Origin of the sequence: Pseudomonas sp. AMR01, assembly GCF_041946035.1 — a bacterium.
Lineage (GTDB): Bacteria > Pseudomonadota > Gammaproteobacteria > Pseudomonadales > Pseudomonadaceae > Aquipseudomonas > Aquipseudomonas antarctica_B.
The window spans coordinates 239625-254787 of record NZ_JAUTYR010000003.1 but is presented as its reverse complement, the minus strand read 5'-3'; the positions used below and the strand labels follow the sequence as shown (position 1 = coordinate 254787).

General features: G+C 56.5%; 12 protein-coding genes. 5 read left to right on the top strand and 7 right to left on the bottom strand.

Annotated features, from left to right (window positions below; genetic code table 11):
• Positions 1–335 precede the first annotated feature (335 nt).
• Genes gyrB through dnaA form a run of 4 tightly spaced genes read right to left on the bottom strand, consistent with a single transcriptional unit; the run spans position 336 to position 6547 of the window.
• Positions 336–2753 (bottom strand): DNA topoisomerase (ATP-hydrolyzing) subunit B, encoded by a 2418-nt coding sequence (gene gyrB / locus Q7C20_RS04645; RefSeq protein ID WP_375065832.1) that lies wholly within the window; start codon positions 2751–2753, stop codon positions 336–338.
• Positions 2754–2757: 4 nt separating this feature from the next.
• Complete coding sequence (gene recF, locus Q7C20_RS04640; protein ID WP_348059844.1) at positions 2758–3861, bottom strand: DNA replication/repair protein RecF; 1104 nt, start codon at positions 3859–3861, stop codon at positions 2758–2760.
• A gap of 20 nt (positions 3862–3881) precedes the next feature.
• Positions 3882–4988 carry a DNA polymerase III subunit beta gene (gene dnaN, locus Q7C20_RS04635; RefSeq protein WP_375065830.1) on the bottom strand — a complete coding sequence of 369 codons (1107 nt, stop codon included), beginning with the start codon at positions 4986–4988 and terminating at the stop codon, positions 3882–3884.
• Between the two features lie 38 nt (positions 4989–5026).
• Positions 5027–6547 carry a chromosomal replication initiator protein DnaA gene (gene dnaA, locus Q7C20_RS04630; RefSeq protein WP_375065828.1) on the bottom strand — a complete coding sequence of 507 codons (1521 nt, stop codon included), beginning with the start codon at positions 6545–6547 and terminating at the stop codon, positions 5027–5029.
• 586 nt (positions 6548–7133) lie between these two features.
• Here dnaA and rpmH point away from each other — a divergent pair.
• The 5 genes from rpmH to mnmE all read left to right on the top strand — a co-directional run bounded on the left by rpmH (position 7134) and on the right by mnmE (position 11062).
• Positions 7134–7268: a 50S ribosomal protein L34 gene (gene rpmH / locus Q7C20_RS04625; protein ID WP_003213577.1), complete on the top strand. Its 135-nt coding sequence runs from the start codon at positions 7134–7136 to the stop codon at positions 7266–7268.
• Positions 7269–7284: 16 nt separating this feature from the next.
• A complete protein-coding gene (gene rnpA / locus Q7C20_RS04620) occupies positions 7285–7689 on the top strand; it encodes a ribonuclease P protein component (RefSeq protein ID WP_375065964.1) in 405 nt (134 codons plus the stop codon).
• Positions 7682–7927: a membrane protein insertion efficiency factor YidD gene (yidD, locus tag Q7C20_RS04615; protein WP_077430980.1), complete on the top strand. Its 246-nt coding sequence runs from the start codon at positions 7682–7684 to the stop codon at positions 7925–7927. The genes rnpA and yidD overlap by 8 nt, the downstream gene beginning before the upstream one ends.
• Before the next feature lie 2 nt (positions 7928–7929).
• Positions 7930–9612 (top strand): membrane protein insertase YidC, encoded by a 1683-nt coding sequence (yidC, locus tag Q7C20_RS04610; RefSeq protein WP_375065821.1) that lies wholly within the window; start codon positions 7930–7932, stop codon positions 9610–9612.
• A gap of 79 nt (positions 9613–9691) precedes the next feature.
• Entirely contained in the window at positions 9692–11062 is a 1371-nt protein-coding gene (mnmE, locus tag Q7C20_RS04605; RefSeq protein ID WP_375065819.1) for a tRNA uridine-5-carboxymethylaminomethyl(34) synthesis GTPase MnmE, read from the top strand.
• A 19-nt stretch (positions 11063–11081) separates the two neighbouring features.
• On the opposite strand, the gene Q7C20_RS04600 is transcribed toward mnmE, so the two are convergent.
• From Q7C20_RS04600 to Q7C20_RS04590, 3 genes are all read right to left on the bottom strand, one after another.
• Entirely contained in the window at positions 11082–13520 is a 2439-nt protein-coding gene (locus tag Q7C20_RS04600; protein WP_375065817.1) for a TonB-dependent siderophore receptor, read from the bottom strand.
• A 90-nt stretch (positions 13521–13610) separates the two neighbouring features.
• Positions 13611–14555, bottom strand: coding sequence for a FecR domain-containing protein (locus Q7C20_RS04595; protein ID WP_375065815.1), 945 nt, complete (start codon positions 14553–14555; stop codon positions 13611–13613).
• Positions 14555–15061: a sigma-70 family RNA polymerase sigma factor gene (locus Q7C20_RS04590; protein WP_375065813.1), complete on the bottom strand. Its 507-nt coding sequence runs from the start codon at positions 15059–15061 to the stop codon at positions 14555–14557. The genes Q7C20_RS04595 and Q7C20_RS04590 overlap by 1 nt, the downstream gene beginning before the upstream one ends.
• Between the last annotated feature and the right edge of the window lie 102 nt (positions 15062–15163).

Here is a 15163-nt window from a genome sequence, read left to right as displayed (position 1 = left end):
AGTACTCAATACGCCAGATCGTCGACAAGATCCACGCATTCAGTGCCGCCATAACCGAACGGTAACTCACAGGACACAAGTCTATCTTTAACCGCCTCAGCGCGCTGAGTTGCACCGACTTTAGCGATGCGAGGGACCGCCTGAACATCGTTTGCCAGAGTGCACTCACATGAGTCCGTTCAACCTCACAGGTAACGCCTGGACCTTTATCACGCAGGCCCACGGTTAAGCAGGCAGATGTTCCACGTGGAGCATTTGAGAAAATGCTGATTCATCACCCAATAAAAAAGGCCAACGCTAAGCGTTGGCCTTTTTGGTTCAGCAGGTTTACCTGATCAGAAGTCCAGGTTGGATACCGCCAAGGCATTGCTCTCGATGAAGTCACGACGAGGTTCGACCGCATCACCCATCAGGGTGTTGAAGATCTGGTCAGCGCCAATGGCGTCTTCGATGGTCACGCGCAGCATGCGACGCTGGGCGGGATCCATGGTGGTTTCCCACAGCTGATCCGGGTTCATTTCGCCCAGACCTTTGTATCGCTGAATGGTGTGACGCTTGGTGCTTTCAGCCATCAGCCAATCAAGGGCTTCTTTGAATTCCTTGACCTGCTTCTTGCGTTCGCCACGCTGAATGTAAGCGCCGTCGTCCAGCAGGGTGCTCAATTGAGCGCCGAGGGTCACAACGGTTTTGTAGTCGTTGCTTCCGAAGAAGTCGCGGTTGAAGGTGACGTAGTTCGACAGGCCATGGGAGATCAGTTCTACCTCTGGCAGCCACACGTTACGTTCACGGTCTTCGCGCAGGCTGGCTTTGTACACCAGACCAGACTTCTCGACGGTGCGCAGGCGCACTTCGTACTGGGCCAGCCAGTTCTGCATATGGGCGTGATCACCCAATTGCTCCAGGCTCACGGCCGGCAAGTAGATGAAGTGCTCGGTCAGCTCTTGAGGGTACAGGCGCGACAAACGCTTGAGGGTCTTCATCACCATGCGGAAGTCGTTGACCAGACGCTCAAGCGCCTCACCGGAAATGCCCGGGGCTTCGTCGTTCAAGTGCAGGCTGGCATCTTCAAGGGCCGACTGCGTCATGTACTCTTCCATGGCGTCGTCGTCTTTGATGTACTGCTCTTGCTTGCCCTTTTTCACTTTGTACAACGGCGGCTGAGCGATGTAGATGTAGCCACGCTCGATCAGCTCCGGCAACTGACGGAAGAAGAAGGTCAGCAGCAAGGTACGGATGTGCGAACCGTCGACGTCAGCATCGGTCATGATGATGATGTTGTGGTAACGCAGCTTGTCGATGTTGTACTCGTCACGGCCGATACCGCAGCCCAACGCTGTGATCAAGGTGCCGACTTCCTGGGAGGAAATCATCTTGTCGAAGCGTGCTTTCTCAACGTTAAGGATTTTACCTTTCAACGGCAAGATAGCCTGGGTGCGACGGTTACGCCCCTGCTTGGCGGAACCGCCAGCAGAGTCACCTTCCACCAGGTACAGTTCGGAGAGGGCAGGGTCCTTCTCCTGGCAGTCAGCCAATTTTCCGGGCAGGCCAGCGATGTCCAGCGCGCCTTTACGGCGCGTCATCTCACGGGCTTTACGCGCGGCTTCACGGGCACGTGCGGCGTCGATCATCTTGCCGACGACCAGTTTGGCTTCGTTCGGATTCTCGAGCAGGAAGTCGGAGAAGTATTTGCCCATCTCCTGCTCCACTGCGGTCTTCACTTCGGAAGACACGAGCTTGTCTTTAGTCTGGGAGCTGAACTTTGGATCAGGCACTTTTACCGAGATAATCGCGGTCAAGCCTTCACGTGCATCGTCACCGGTGGTCGCGACTTTGTGCTTTTTCGCCAAGCCTTCAGCTTCGATGTAGGTGTTGAGGTTACGCGTCAGTGCGGAACGGAAACCCACCAAGTGAGTACCGCCGTCGCGCTGAGGAATGTTGTTGGTGAAGCACAACAGGTTCTCGTTAAAGCTGTCGTTCCACTGCAAGGCGATTTCGACGCCGATACCGTCTTCACGCTGAATGTTGAAGTGGAACACCTGGTTAACCGCAGTCTTGTTGGTGTTCAGGTATTCAACGAACGCGCGAAGGCCACCTTCGTACTTGAACAGCTCTTCCTTGCCGCTGCGCTCGTCCTTGAGGACGATACCCACACCGGAGTTGAGGAAGGACAATTCGCGAATACGCTTGGCCAGGATGTCCCAGCTGAAGTGGATATTCTTGAAGGTCTGATCAGACGGCTTGAAGTGGATCTGAGTACCGGTGGTTTCACTGTCGCCAACGATTTTCATCGGCTCTTGTGGAACACCGTGAACGTAAGTCTGTTCCCAGATCTTGCCGCTACGGCGAACGGTGAGAATGAGTTCTTCAGACAGCGCGTTCACAACCGACACACCTACACCGTGCAAACCGCCGGAGACTTTATAGGAGTTGTCATCGAACTTACCGCCAGCGTGGAGCACCGTCATGATGACCTCTGCCGCCGAAACGCCTTCTTCCTTGTGTACATCGACCGGAATACCGCGACCGTTGTCGCGCACGGTGATGGACTCATCCGGGTGGATGATAATGCTGATGTCGTCGCAGTGACCGGCCAAAGCTTCGTCGATGGAGTTGTCGACCACCTCGAACACCATGTGGTGCAGACCGCTACCATCATCGGTGTCGCCGATGTACATACCGGGACGTTTGCGTACGGCATCCAAACCTTTCAGCACTTTAATGCTGGTCGAGTCGTACGTGTTTTCTTCGCTCATGCCTTCACTCCCGGTGGTCGTGGGTCTGGGTGATACGGCCTTGTTCCACGTGGAACAAAGCGACTGGCGTTTCCGTCTGCCAGCCTTCCCTCAATAATTCGTGGTCTACACAGGTGATAAACACCTGGCAGCGTAAGTCTTCCAACAAGCGGCATAACGCGCGGCGGTGACTCTCGTCGAGTTCCGACGGCAAATCATCCACCAGATAAATACACTGACCGCGTCGGGCCTGGCTTACCAAATGGCCCTGGGCAATACGCAGTGCACACACCACCAACTTCTGCTGGCCACGGGACAAGATATCCGCAGCGTTGTGTGCGCCTAATCTAAGGCGCAAATCAGCCCGTTGGGGTCCGGCCTGGGTATGGCCAATTTGTTGATCCCGCTGCAAGGAGGTGGCGAGCACTGCACTGAGTTCGCGCTCTTTGTCCCAACCACGGTAGTAACTCAACGTCAGCCCTTCGAGATCCAACAACTCACTCAAAGTCTGCTCAAAGACTGGTTTCAAGGCTTTGATATAGGCGCGGCGGTATTCATCTATTTCGTCACTGGCCAGGCACAATTCCCGGTCCCAGGCTGCTTGTGAAGCGGCGTCAAGTGTACCATGCCGCAGCCATGAGTTCCGCTGCCGCAGGGCCTTCTGCAGGCGCTGCCAAGTGGCCATGAAGCGGGGTTCCACGTGGAACACTCCCCAATCGAGGAACTGCCTGCGAATCTTGGGGGCGCCCTCTAACAAGCGGAAGCTGTCGGGGTTGATCAACTGCAGTGGCAGGATTTCTGCCAGCTGCGCAGCGCTGCGAGCATTTTGCCCGTCGATGCGTATTTGAAACTCACCGCCGCGTTCACGTGATATTCCCAAGCTGCTATGGCCACCCTCGGCCAGTTCGACTTGGCCAAACACCGTGCACGCCAACTGTTCGTATTGAATCACCGGCAACAGGCGAGCACTGCGAAAGGAACGGGACAGCCCCAGCAAATGAATGGCTTCCAGCACGCTGGTTTTGCCACTGCCATTAGCGCCGTAGAGGATATTGATGCGAGGGGAAGGGGAGAAGGTCACCGGGTGCAGATTGCGCACCGCGGTGACAGAGACGCGACTAAGGGACATCTAGCTTCTGCTGAGCACGATTACAGACGCATCGGCATAACAACGTAAGCCGAGTCGTCGTTATCGGATTCTTGCACCAGGGCGCTGCTGTTGGAGTCGGACAGAATGAGGCGAACCTGTTCGGTGGTCATCACACCCAGCACGTCGAGCAAGTAGCTCACGTTAAAGCCGATTTCCAGCGAACCGCCGTTGTAGTCGACACCCACTTCTTCTTCCGCTTCTTCCTGTTCCGGGTTGTTGGCCTGGATTTTCAGCTGACCGTTAGCCAGTTGCAGACGGATACCCCGGTACTTTTCATTCGACAGAATGGCAGTACGGCTGAACGCTTCACGCAGGGCCTGACGATCACCCAGTACCAGCTTGTCACCGCCTTTAGGCAATACGCGCTCGTAATCCGGGAACTTGCCGTCTACCAGCTTGGAGGTAAAGGTGAACTCGCCGGTGGTCGCGCGGATGTGATGCTGACCCAACACGATGCTGACAATGCCATCGGGCTCGGTGAGCAAACGTGCCAGTTCCAGAATGCCCTTGCGGGGCACGATGACCTGGTGACGGTCCGGCTGGCCGATATCGGCTTTCATCGAGCACATGGCCAGACGGTGACCGTCGGTAGCCACGGCGCGAATGATGCCTTCGGACACTTCCAGCAGCATGCCGTTGAGGTAGTAACGAACATCCTGCTGAGCCATGGCGAAGCTGGTGCGTTCGATCAAACGGCGCAGGCGGCTTTGTTCCAGACTGCACGTCAGCGAGCCAGGGCCTTCTTCAACAGTCGGAAAGTCATTAGCCGGCAAGGTAGACAGGGTGAATTTGCTGCGACCAGCCTTCACCAGCAACTTGTTCTGTTCATCGACCTTGATGTCGATCAGCGCGTCATTGGGCAAGCTCTTGCAGATATCCATCAGCTTGCGCGCCGGCACGGTGATTTCGCCCGGTTCAGCCGGCTCTTCCAGCTGTACGCGACCGACCAGCTCGACTTCCAGGTCAGTACCCGTCAATGACAACTGCTGGCCTTGTACAACCAGCAATACGTTGGAGAGCACCGGCAAGGTCTGTCGGCGCTCGACGACGCCTGCGACCAGTTGCAGGGGTTTCAACAGGGCTTCGCGTTGAATGGTGAAATGCATGGTCTAGTCCCTTGCCTTAATAAGCTGCGCTGGTGTCTTCACGTTGTCAGTGTACGCAGCAGGTTCTTGTAGTCCTCGCGAATATCCGCGTCGGATTCCTTAAGTTCATTGATCTTGCGGCATGCGTGCAAGACCGTGGTGTGGTCACGACCACCAAACACATCACCGATTTCCGGCAGGCTGTGGTTGGTCAACTCTTTGGAGAGGGCCATGGCCACTTGGCGCGGACGGGCTACCGAACGCGAACGGCGCTTGGACAGCAAGTCGGAAATCTTGATCTTGTAGTATTCGGCCACGGTGCGCTGGATGTTATCCACACTCACCAGCTTGTCTTGCAGGGCCAACAAATCTTTCAGGGATTCGCGAATCAACTCAATGGTGATGTCGCGGCCCATGAAGTGCGAGTGAGCGATGACACGCTTAAGCGCGCCTTCAAGCTCACGCACGTTGGAACGAATGCGTTGGGCGATAAAGAACGCAGCGTCGTGTGGCAGATCGACTTTGGCCTGGTCGGCCTTTTTCATCAGGATCGCGACACGGGTTTCCAGTTCCGGCGGCTCAACCGCAACGGTCAAGCCCCAGCCGAAGCGCGATTTCAAGCGCTCTTCGAGGCCTTCGATTTCCTTCGGGTAACGGTCACTGGTCAAGATGACCTGTTGGCCACCTTCGAGCAACGCGTTGAAGGTATGGAAGAACTCTTCCTGGGAACGCTCTTTGCGGGCGAAGAATTGAATGTCATCGATGAGCAACGCATCCACCGAACGGTAGAAACGCTTGAACTCGTTAATGGCATTCAGTTGCAAGGCCTTGACCATGTCCGCCACAAAGCGCTCCGAGTGCAGGTACACGACCTTGGCATTCGGGTTCTTCTTTAGCAGATGGTTACCCACAGCGTGCATCAAGTGGGTTTTACCCAAGCCAACCCCACCATAAAGAAACAGCGGGTTGTAACCATGCTTGGGGTTATCAGCCACTTGCCAGGCGGCTGCGCGAGCCAACTGGTTGGATTTACCTTCGACGAAGTTCTCGAAGGTAAAGGTGCGATTCAGGTAACTGGTGTGCTTGAGCGCACCTTCGACCTGCACGGTACGCTGTTCGGCGCGAACCGGCGCTTGTTGGGAGCTGGCACCCGCCATGGGGTCAAAGCTGTCGCGGGACGGCTCTTCATTTATAGGCGAGTTTTTCGGCGACGAGGATTTCGACGTTGCCTGGGCGACCGGCGCGGACGAGTTATTAACAGGTGCCGCGGCGGCCTGAGCCTGGGAGGCACTGGCCGCCAACGGTGCATTCGGCGCAGCGCGAGGCGCTGAGCTGCGTTTGCTGCCTATTAATAAGGAAAGCACGGGCGCGATGCCGTTGCCGTGCTCATCGAGCAATTCGAGAACGCGGCTCAGGTACTTCTCGTTGACCCAGTCGAGAACAAAACGGTTGGGCGCATAGACGCGCAACTCGTCGCCTTCGGCTTCGACCTGTAGCGGGCGGATCCAGGTGTTGAATTGCTGGGCAGGCAGCTCATCGCGCAAAAGCTCCACGCACTGCTGCCAAAGTTCCACTGACACGGATATCCCCTAAGTTGAAAGCCGGTGAGGCAAAAACAGCCGCCATTGTAGCGGCCAGCCGCCCACTTATCCACATGTAGGTTGCGCAGACAGCACCCAAAATCAACGCGTTAAACGCAAAAAAGGCGACCAATGGTCTGTGCATAAGCTCTGTGGATAAGCGTGCCTAAGCTCGTTGTACAAGTGGGGTCGAAAGTCTGTGGGTAACTGGCCTGTGGATAACAACTTATTCCACGCACAGCTTATCCGACAGTGCAGCACAGGGAAAGCACCGTTTTCCCCCGTAGTTGTCATCCTCTGTACATCAGGAAGAATATGGCCTAAAGGCAGTTATCCACAGAGGAAGGCGCCCCTAGCTTTTATAAGCTTTACAGAAAAGCTTTAAATAACTTCCTTCTTTATTTTTATATCTATGACATTGCCCCTGTCACCTGAGAGGCCGGGAAAGGCTCGAAATGGCTGTAGAGATCTAATTGAAGGAAAAGCTGGTTGGAAATTGACCTAGAGGCTTGCTTTCTCTAGAATCGCCGGTCTCTTAAAACGGGGGCCATTCCGGCCCGTTGTGGACGAACCAGGTAACAACGCCATGAAACGTACTTTCCAACCAAGCACCATCAAACGCGCCCGCACTCACGGCTTCCGTGCTCGCATGGCTACCAAGAACGGCCGTGCTGTCCTGTCGCGTCGCCGCGCCAAAGGTCGTGCGCGTCTGGCAGTTTGATAATCCGGTACTGGTGGTGAGTCAGGACTTCAGTCGGGAAAAGCGTCTGCTAACCCCCCGGCATTTCAAGGCAGTCTTTGACTCCCCCACCGGCAAGGTTCCGGGGAAAAATCTCCTGCTCCTTGCGCGTAACAACGATCTTGATCACCCCCGTCTCGGGTTGGTGATCGGCAAGAAGAGCGTAAAGCTCTCCGTTGAGCGCAATCGCCTCAAGCGTCTGATGCGCGAATCGTTTCGCCTCCACCAGGACACTCTGGTTGGTTGGGATATTGTTATCGTCGCGCGCAAAGGCTTGGGGGACGTAGAAAACCCCGAATTGATTCAGCATTTCGGCAAGCTCTGGAAACGTTTGGCGCGTACCAACAAGCCAGCACCAGCAGTCAGCACCGAACCTGTAGGGGTAGACAGTACCGATGCGTAAACTGGCACTCGTTCCGATCCAGTTTTACCGCTATGCCATTAGTCCTCTGATGGCCAATCACTGTCGCTTCTACCCCAGTTGTTCCTGCTACGCGTTAGAAGCCATAGAAAATCATGGTCTTCTGCGCGGTGGCTGGCTGGCCTTTCGTCGTTTAGGTCGCTGTCATCCGTGGAATCCCGGTGGTTATGACCCGGTTCCACCTATCCCTACCTCCCGTTCTTCTTCGATGGCCGAGTAATCATGGATATTAAACGCACGATCCTGATCGTCGCCCTGGCAATCGTGTCCTACGTTATGGTCCTTAAGTGGAACCAGGACTATGGCCAGGCTGCCCTGCCGACTCAGAATGTTGCTACCAATCAGGCTGTGCCGGCTATTCCGGACGCCCCGCTGGGTAACAATGCGTCCGCGAGTGCCGATGTTCCCAGCGCGAATGGCGAGACAAGCACCCCTGTAGAAATGCCAGTTGTTACCAACAAAGACCTCATCCACGTGAAAACGGATGTGCTCGACCTGGCTATCGATCCACAAGGTGGTGATATCGCCCAGCTGAAGCTGCCGCTGTATCCACGTCGCCAAGACCACCCGGATGTTCCGTTCCAACTGTTCGATAACGGTGGTGAACGTACTTATCTGGCACAAAGTGGCCTGACCGGTACCAACGGTCCGGATGCACGTGCTACCGGTCGTCCGGTTTATTCGACCGAACAGAAGACTTACCAACTGGCCGATGGCCAGAACCAGTTGAATGTCGACCTGAAATTCAGCCTCGACGGCGTCAACTACATCAAGCGTTTCAGCTTCACCCGTGGTTTGTACGACTTGAAGGTCACTTACCTGATCGACAACGAAAGCGACAAACCGTGGAGCGGCAACCTGTTTGCCCAGCTCAAGCGTGATAACAGCGCCGATCCTTCTTCCAGCACTGCCACCGGCACCGCGACTTACCTGGGCGCCGCCCTGTGGACAAGTAGCGAGCCGTACAAAAAAGTGTCGATGAAAGATATCGACAAGGGCGCGCTGAAAGAAACGGTACAAGGCGGTTGGGTAGCCTGGTTGCAGCACTACTTCGTGACCGCATGGATCCCGAACAAGGGTGATGCCAACCTGGTTCAAACCCGCAAAGACAGCCAAGGCAACTACATCATTGGTTTTACTGGCCCGGCGTTGACCGTTGCGCCAGGTGCCAAGGCTGAAACCAGCGCCACTCTGTATGCAGGCCCGAAAAGCCAGGCCGTGCTGAAAGAGTTGTCCCCAGGTCTGGAACTGACTGTGGACTACGGCATTCTGTGGTTCATTGCCCAGCCGATCTTCTGGCTGCTGCAACATATCCACAGCATCGTCGGTAACTGGGGTTTCTCGATCATCTTCCTGACCATGCTGATCAAAGGGATCTTCTTCCCTCTGTCGGCAGCCAGCTACAAGTCGATGGCGCGCATGCGTGCCGTTGCGCCGAAACTGGCCGCGTTGAAAGAGCAACATGGTGATGACCGGCAGAAAATGTCGCAGGCCATGATGGAGCTGTACAAGAAAGAGAAGATCAACCCGCTGGGTGGATGCTTGCCGATTCTGGTGCAGATGCCGGTATTCCTGTCGCTTTACTGGGTACTCCTGGAAAGCGTAGAAATGCGTCAAGCGCCGTTCATGCTGTGGATAACTGACCTGTCGATCAAAGACCCGTTCTTTATCCTGCCGATCATCATGGGCGCGACCATGTTCATCCAGCAGCGTCTGAACCCGACTCCGCCGGACCCGATGCAGGCCAAGGTAATGAAAATGATGCCAATCATCTTCACCTTCTTCTTCCTGTGGTTCCCGGCTGGTCTGGTGCTGTACTGGGTGGTCAACAACTGCCTGTCGATCTCCCAACAGTGGTACATCACACGTAAAATCGAAGCGGCTACCAAAAAAGCCGAGGCGTAATTTACTCTGTGGATAACCACTCAAGACGCCCCCTAGTGGGGCGTTTTGCTTTCCGTCACTTTTGTTCTGGAACCTGCTGATGAGCGCTCCTCGTGAAACCATCGCTGCTGTCGCTACCGCTCAAGGTCGCGGCGGTGTCGGTATCGTTCGAATTTCCGGGCCGCTCGCAAGCGTGGCGGCTAAAGCTATCAGCGGTCGCGAACTTAAACCGCGGTACGCGCATTACGGTCCGTTTCTGGATGCTGACGAAAGCGTTCTGGATGAAGGCCTGGCCCTGTATTTCCCGGGACCCAACTCCTTCACCGGTGAAGATGTGCTGGAACTGCAGGGCCATGGCGGCCCTGTGGTGCTGGACATGTTGCTGCAGCGCTGCCTGCAACTGGGGTGTCGCCTTGCGCGCCCGGGTGAATTCAGCGAACGCGCCTTTCTCAACGACAAGCTCGACCTCGCTCAGGCCGAGGCCATCGCTGATCTGATCGAGGCGAGTTCTGCCCAAGCTGCGCGTAATGCGTTGCGCTCACTGCAGGGCGCGTTTTCACTGCGTGTGCATAACCTCACCGAGCAACTGATCAGCCTGCGCATCTATGTGGAAGCGGCAATTGATTTTCCGGAGGAGGAGATCGACTTTCTCGCCGATGGCCACGTGCTGGCGATCCTGGACAAAGTCCGCGATGAGTTATCCACAGTGCTGCGTGAGGCTGGGCAGGGTGCCTTGCTGCGCGATGGCATGACGGTGGTGATCGCCGGGCGACCCAATGCCGGCAAATCGAGCCTGCTCAATGCTCTGGCAGGTCGCGAAGCCGCCATCGTCACCGAGATTGCCGGCACTACACGGGATATCCTGCGCGAACATATCCACATCGACGGTATGCCGCTGCATGTGGTCGACACTGCCGGTTTGCGAGATACCGATGACCAGGTCGAAAAGATCGGCGTCGAGCGAGCGCTCAAGGCCATTAGCGAGGCGGACCGCGTGCTGCTGGTAGTGGATGCCACGGCACCGGAGGCTGTGGATCCTTTTGCCCTGTGGCCTGAATTCCTCGAACAACGGCCGGACCCGGCCAAGGTCACCTTGATTCGCAACAAGGCCGACTTGACGGGGGAAGCCATTGCGATGCAAACCAGCACGGATGGCCATGTGACCATCAGCCTGAGTGCAAAATCGGCGGGCGATGGCCTGGAGTTGCTGCGCGAACACCTCAAAGCCTGCATGGGCTACGAACAGACCTCGGAAAGCAGCTTCAGTGCTCGCCGCAGGCACCTGGAGGCGTTGCGCCATGCGAGCGCAGCGTTGGAGCACGGCCGGGCACAATTGACCCTGGCGGGAGCAGGGGAGCTGCTGGCTGAAGATTTACGTCAGGCGCAGCAGCTGTTGGGGGAAATCACCGGCGCATTCAGCTCCGATGATTTGTTGGGCCGGATCTTCTCCAGTTTTTGCATTGGCAAATAACCGAGTTATCCACAATGCCTCACCAGTTGTAGGACACCGTACCGAGCAAGGTACGGCTGTCACCCCAGTAGCAACGCCCCGCATCGTTGCAACCAGATACGTATTCCTTGTCGAACAGGTTCTTGGCGTTTAAATCGACCGACCAGTGTTTATCGATTTGATAGCCAACAGCCGCGTCCACCAGTGTCACGCTGCCCGCATCCAGCTTCCCGTATAAGCTGGGGGCCGTGTAGGAAAACGTACTGTCGAAGTAACGCACACCGCCACCCAGGGACAGTCCCTTGAGTTGGACATCAAGAAAACGGTACTTGCCCCACACCGAAGCCTGATTACGCGGAACGCCAGTCATCTGGTGCCCCTCAACCAGCGATGTAGCCGAATCCTTTGTAATCCGCGCGTCAGTGTAGGTGTAGGCCGCAGTCACATTCAGGTTGGGCGTAACGTTGCTGTTTACCTCAACTTCCACGCCCTTGGCCCGGCTTTCGCCCACCTGGCGATAGCTGTTGGTGGTGGCATCGAGATAAGTATCGTCCTGCTTGCGCAAGTCATACACCGACACCGTCATCGCCGTGTCCCAGCCGATCGGCTCGTATTTCACACCCACTTCGTATTGGCTGCTGGTGATCGGCTTCAACGGTGAACCGGCGTTGGAGATCTGTTGCACCGGGACGAACGCGGTGGAGTAGCTGACATACGGCGTGAGGCCGTTGTCGAATTGATACATCACCCCGCCCTGGTAGGTGAACTTGCGGTCCTCGGAGCCTGTGTTGCTGGCCTTGTTCACCTTGTCGCGAAAATCGCTGTCGACCCAGTCCTGTCGACCGCCGAGCAAAAACAGCCAGTGGTCGTACTTGCTCTGTATCTGTGCATAAACCCCTTTCATCTGTTGTTCGAGCAAGGTGTTTTGCACCGCGATAGGGGTAAGCGGGTCTCGCAGATACACGGGGTTATACACATTGATAGTGCCGGCAGAACCTGCGTCCCAATCCTGGCTGAACGAGGTGCGGTCATAGCTCGCGCCGAACAGCACGGTATTTTCCAGGCCGCCGACCTGGAATTTGCCTTCCAGCTGGTTATCCAGGGAATAGACCATCGACTTGTTATAGCGGTCGTAGGCGGTCATGTTCAGTTGGGTGCCGAAGCCACGGTTATTCAACGCGCCAGGCCAGGTTTCATGACGGTTGATGCGCGACTGCATGTAGCGTGAGTTCTGGCGGAATTGCCAATCGTCGTTGAAGCTGTGACTGAACTCGTAGCCGGTGCTCCAGCTTTCGCGTTCGAAGGTGTTCCAATCCGGGTTACCGAGCATGGTGTGCTTGGACAGCTTGCCGTTGGGATTTGTAAGCAAGGTGCCTGCGGCTGGTAGGCCAAGTTCGAGGTTGGTGTGGTCCTTCTGGTAATTGGCCAACAGCGTGAGCGTGTTGTAGTCGTCGAAATTCAGCGTCAGGGAGGGGGCGATGTAGAGTCGGTCGTCCGGGACGTGATCGGTTTGCGTGTCAGACTTGCGACCGAGCATCACCACCCGCCCAAGGATGTTCTCGCTTTCATTGAGCGGGCCAGAGATATCTACACCCACCTGACGTCGATTGTTTGAGCCGTAGCCCAGCTGGACCTCGCCTTGCGGTGTCGCCGTAGGGTGTTTGCTGACCAGATTCACCAAGCCGCCGGGGGCGTTTTCACCGTAGAGCAGTGAAGAAGGGCCACGGAAAACCTCGACCCTCTCCAGTCCGTAAGGCTCGCTCGTGGTGTCGTACCGATTACCTTGAACACGTAGGCCATCGCGCAGCAGGCCATAGCCGTAATCGGTCGCATTGAAACCGCGGATAAAGAACAGATCACCCGCCAAGCCGTCGCCCGCTGCAAAAGGTGGGGCGAAGATACCCGGCACATAGCCCAGCACTTCAGTCAGCGTCTGCGACTTCTGGTCTTTGATGCGTTGGCCGGTGACGACCGATACCGAACGCGGTGTTTCCGACAAGGGCGTGCTGGTCTTGGTGCCGATGCGGCTGTTTTGCGCCTTGTAGCCTACATCGCCAGCGATTTCCTGATTGAAACCGTCCTGTTGATAAGTGCTTACCGTGGTGGGCGCAAGCGTGATTTCACCGATGGGCGCGGCCTGCAGCACGTAACTGCCGGGCGCCTGGGCGACCGCCTGCAACCCCGAGTTTTGCAGCAGTAGCGCAAAGCCTTGGTCTACCGAATAGTCACCTTCCAGCCCCGGCGTGTTCAAACGGGTGGTTTGCTGGGGCGAAAAAGACAGAATCACATTCGCCCTGGCCGCAAATTGGCTCAAGGCATTGTCCAGCGGGCCGGGCGCGATGGCGTAGTGTTGCACTGCGCTGGCGGCCATGACGCCGGTTGATAACAAAACACTGGTCGTGGCTGCGGTACTGATCAGTAAGCTGCCGGTCAAACCGTGGTAGGAAAGCCGCTGGCGAAACTTGGATGGGAGGCGCATAGGTGGGTAAGCCCTGAAGGTTGCGTCGTAATTACCCATAGGGCCGCGCCAGGCAAAAAAAAGATAACCCCGTGTGGATAATTTTTTTAGTCAGCCGATCCGGGTCACCGAAACCCAGTAGCGAGTGAAATACTTCACCTGGATCGGCAAGGTCGCTTGCAGATTGGCCAGCACCGCATCCGTAGAATCCAGGCGCAAAGTGCCGGAAACGCGCAGACCCGCCGAAGCTCGATCGCAGTGCACTACACCCGCGCGATACCGGGCTAGCTCGTCGAGCACAGCGCCGAGGGGAGCATCCAATACGATCAGTTGGCCATCGACCCAGGCAGCCTGGGAACCGCGATACGCAAGGTTTGGCCCCACATGTTGGCGATCAAAATCAGCGCTTTCACCTGCTCCAAGCAGGCGCCCGTGGTTGGGCTGGTCACCTGGCGCCACGCTCACCCGATCTTCCAGTACCCCGACGCGCGTGGTGTCCGCCAGCTGGCGCACGGTAAACCGGGTTCCCAATGCCTGTACCCGGCCCTGGCGGGTTTCGACATAAAAGGGCGTCTGCCCACCAAACTTTCCGGTGTGGATAAGTACCTCACCTTCGCGCAGGCGGATTAAACGCTGGCGCCCATCGAAGACCACATCAATCGCCGTGCTGGTATTGAGATCAAGCCGCGTGCCGTCGGCCAATTCGATACGCCGACGTTCGCCCACCGATGTCCTGTAGTCGGCCCATACAGTTCCCAGGGGCGTGTGTTTCTGAACATTCCAGCCCAGGTACCCGGTACCGCCCAGCACCAGCATCCACTTCAGTACCTGGCGACGTTGTTGCGTGGTCGATAAAGCGCGGCGGGTGAAATCCTGGGGCAGGGCGCCAAGGCTGCGCTGCAACTGTTCCATCTGGTTCCACGCAGCCTGATGGGACGGATCACCATTGAGCCACTGCTGCCAGGCCTGGCGTTCTGCGGCCGTGGGTGGTTGGGACTGAAACTGTACATACCAGCTGGCAGCCGTTTCGAAGGTTTTGCGATCGGGAGTCGCCATCAGAGGCTGGCCATGATCAGCGAGCATTCAGTCAACGCCCGGATCATGTGCTTCTTCACGGTGGTCAGTGACACCTGCAGTTGATCGGCGATCTGTTGATAAGTCAGCCCCTCGATCTGCGACAACATGAAGATGCGTCGCGCCCGCTCGCCGAGCCCGGACAGGGCTTTATCCACAGCCACCAGGGTCTCGATGATGATTGCCTTGTCTTCTTCACTGATGGCGGTGGCTTCAGGCCGATCTGCCAGGGTTTGTTTGTATGCCTGCTCGATGGCATGCCGGCGATAACGGTCAATCACCAAACCTCTGGCGATGGTCGCAAGATAGTCGCGTGGTTCAACAATCTGCGCCGCATGCCGCCCCCCCAGGATGCGCACGAACGTATCGTGCGCCACATCGGCGGCATCGCAGGCGTTATGCAGCTTACCTTTGAGCCAACCCTGCAACCAGGAATGGTGCTGCTCGTAGATGTTCTGGACCACAGCCGTGTGTGAAAGAGGAGACATAGGGCATGACGAATCAGGTTAATGATAATCGCTATTATTAACTGCCCTGCTGTTTTCTCACAATAGATCTCTACTTACTGCGCTTTCCCACGAGTTGAAGCA

Bases quoted from the DNA above. Each gene is read 5' to 3' on its own strand.
- gyrB (WP_375065832.1), bottom strand. From the start codon at position 2,753: ATGAGCGAAGAAAACACGTACGACTCGACCAGCATTAAAGTGCTGAAA.
- recF (WP_348059844.1), bottom strand. From the start codon at position 3,861: ATGTCCCTTAGTCGCGTCTCTGTCACCGCGGTGCGCAATCTGCACCCG.
- dnaN (WP_375065830.1), bottom strand. From the start codon at position 4,988: ATGCATTTCACCATTCAACGCGAAGCCCTGTTGAAACCCCTGCAACTG.
- rpmH (WP_003213577.1), top strand. From the start codon at position 7,134: ATGAAACGTACTTTCCAACCAAGCACCATCAAACGCGCCCGCACTCAC.
- yidD (WP_077430980.1), top strand. From the start codon at position 7,682: ATGCGTAAACTGGCACTCGTTCCGATCCAGTTTTACCGCTATGCCATT.
- yidC (WP_375065821.1), top strand. From the start codon at position 7,930: ATGGATATTAAACGCACGATCCTGATCGTCGCCCTGGCAATCGTGTCC.
- mnmE (WP_375065819.1), top strand. From the start codon at position 9,692: ATGAGCGCTCCTCGTGAAACCATCGCTGCTGTCGCTACCGCTCAAGGT.
- Q7C20_RS04600 (WP_375065817.1), bottom strand. From the start codon at position 13,520: ATGCGCCTCCCATCCAAGTTTCGCCAGCGGCTTTCCTACCACGGTTTG.
- Q7C20_RS04595 (WP_375065815.1), bottom strand. From the start codon at position 14,555: ATGGCGACTCCCGATCGCAAAACCTTCGAAACGGCTGCCAGCTGGTAT.
- Q7C20_RS04590 (WP_375065813.1), bottom strand. From the start codon at position 15,061: ATGTCTCCTCTTTCACACACGGCTGTGGTCCAGAACATCTACGAGCAG.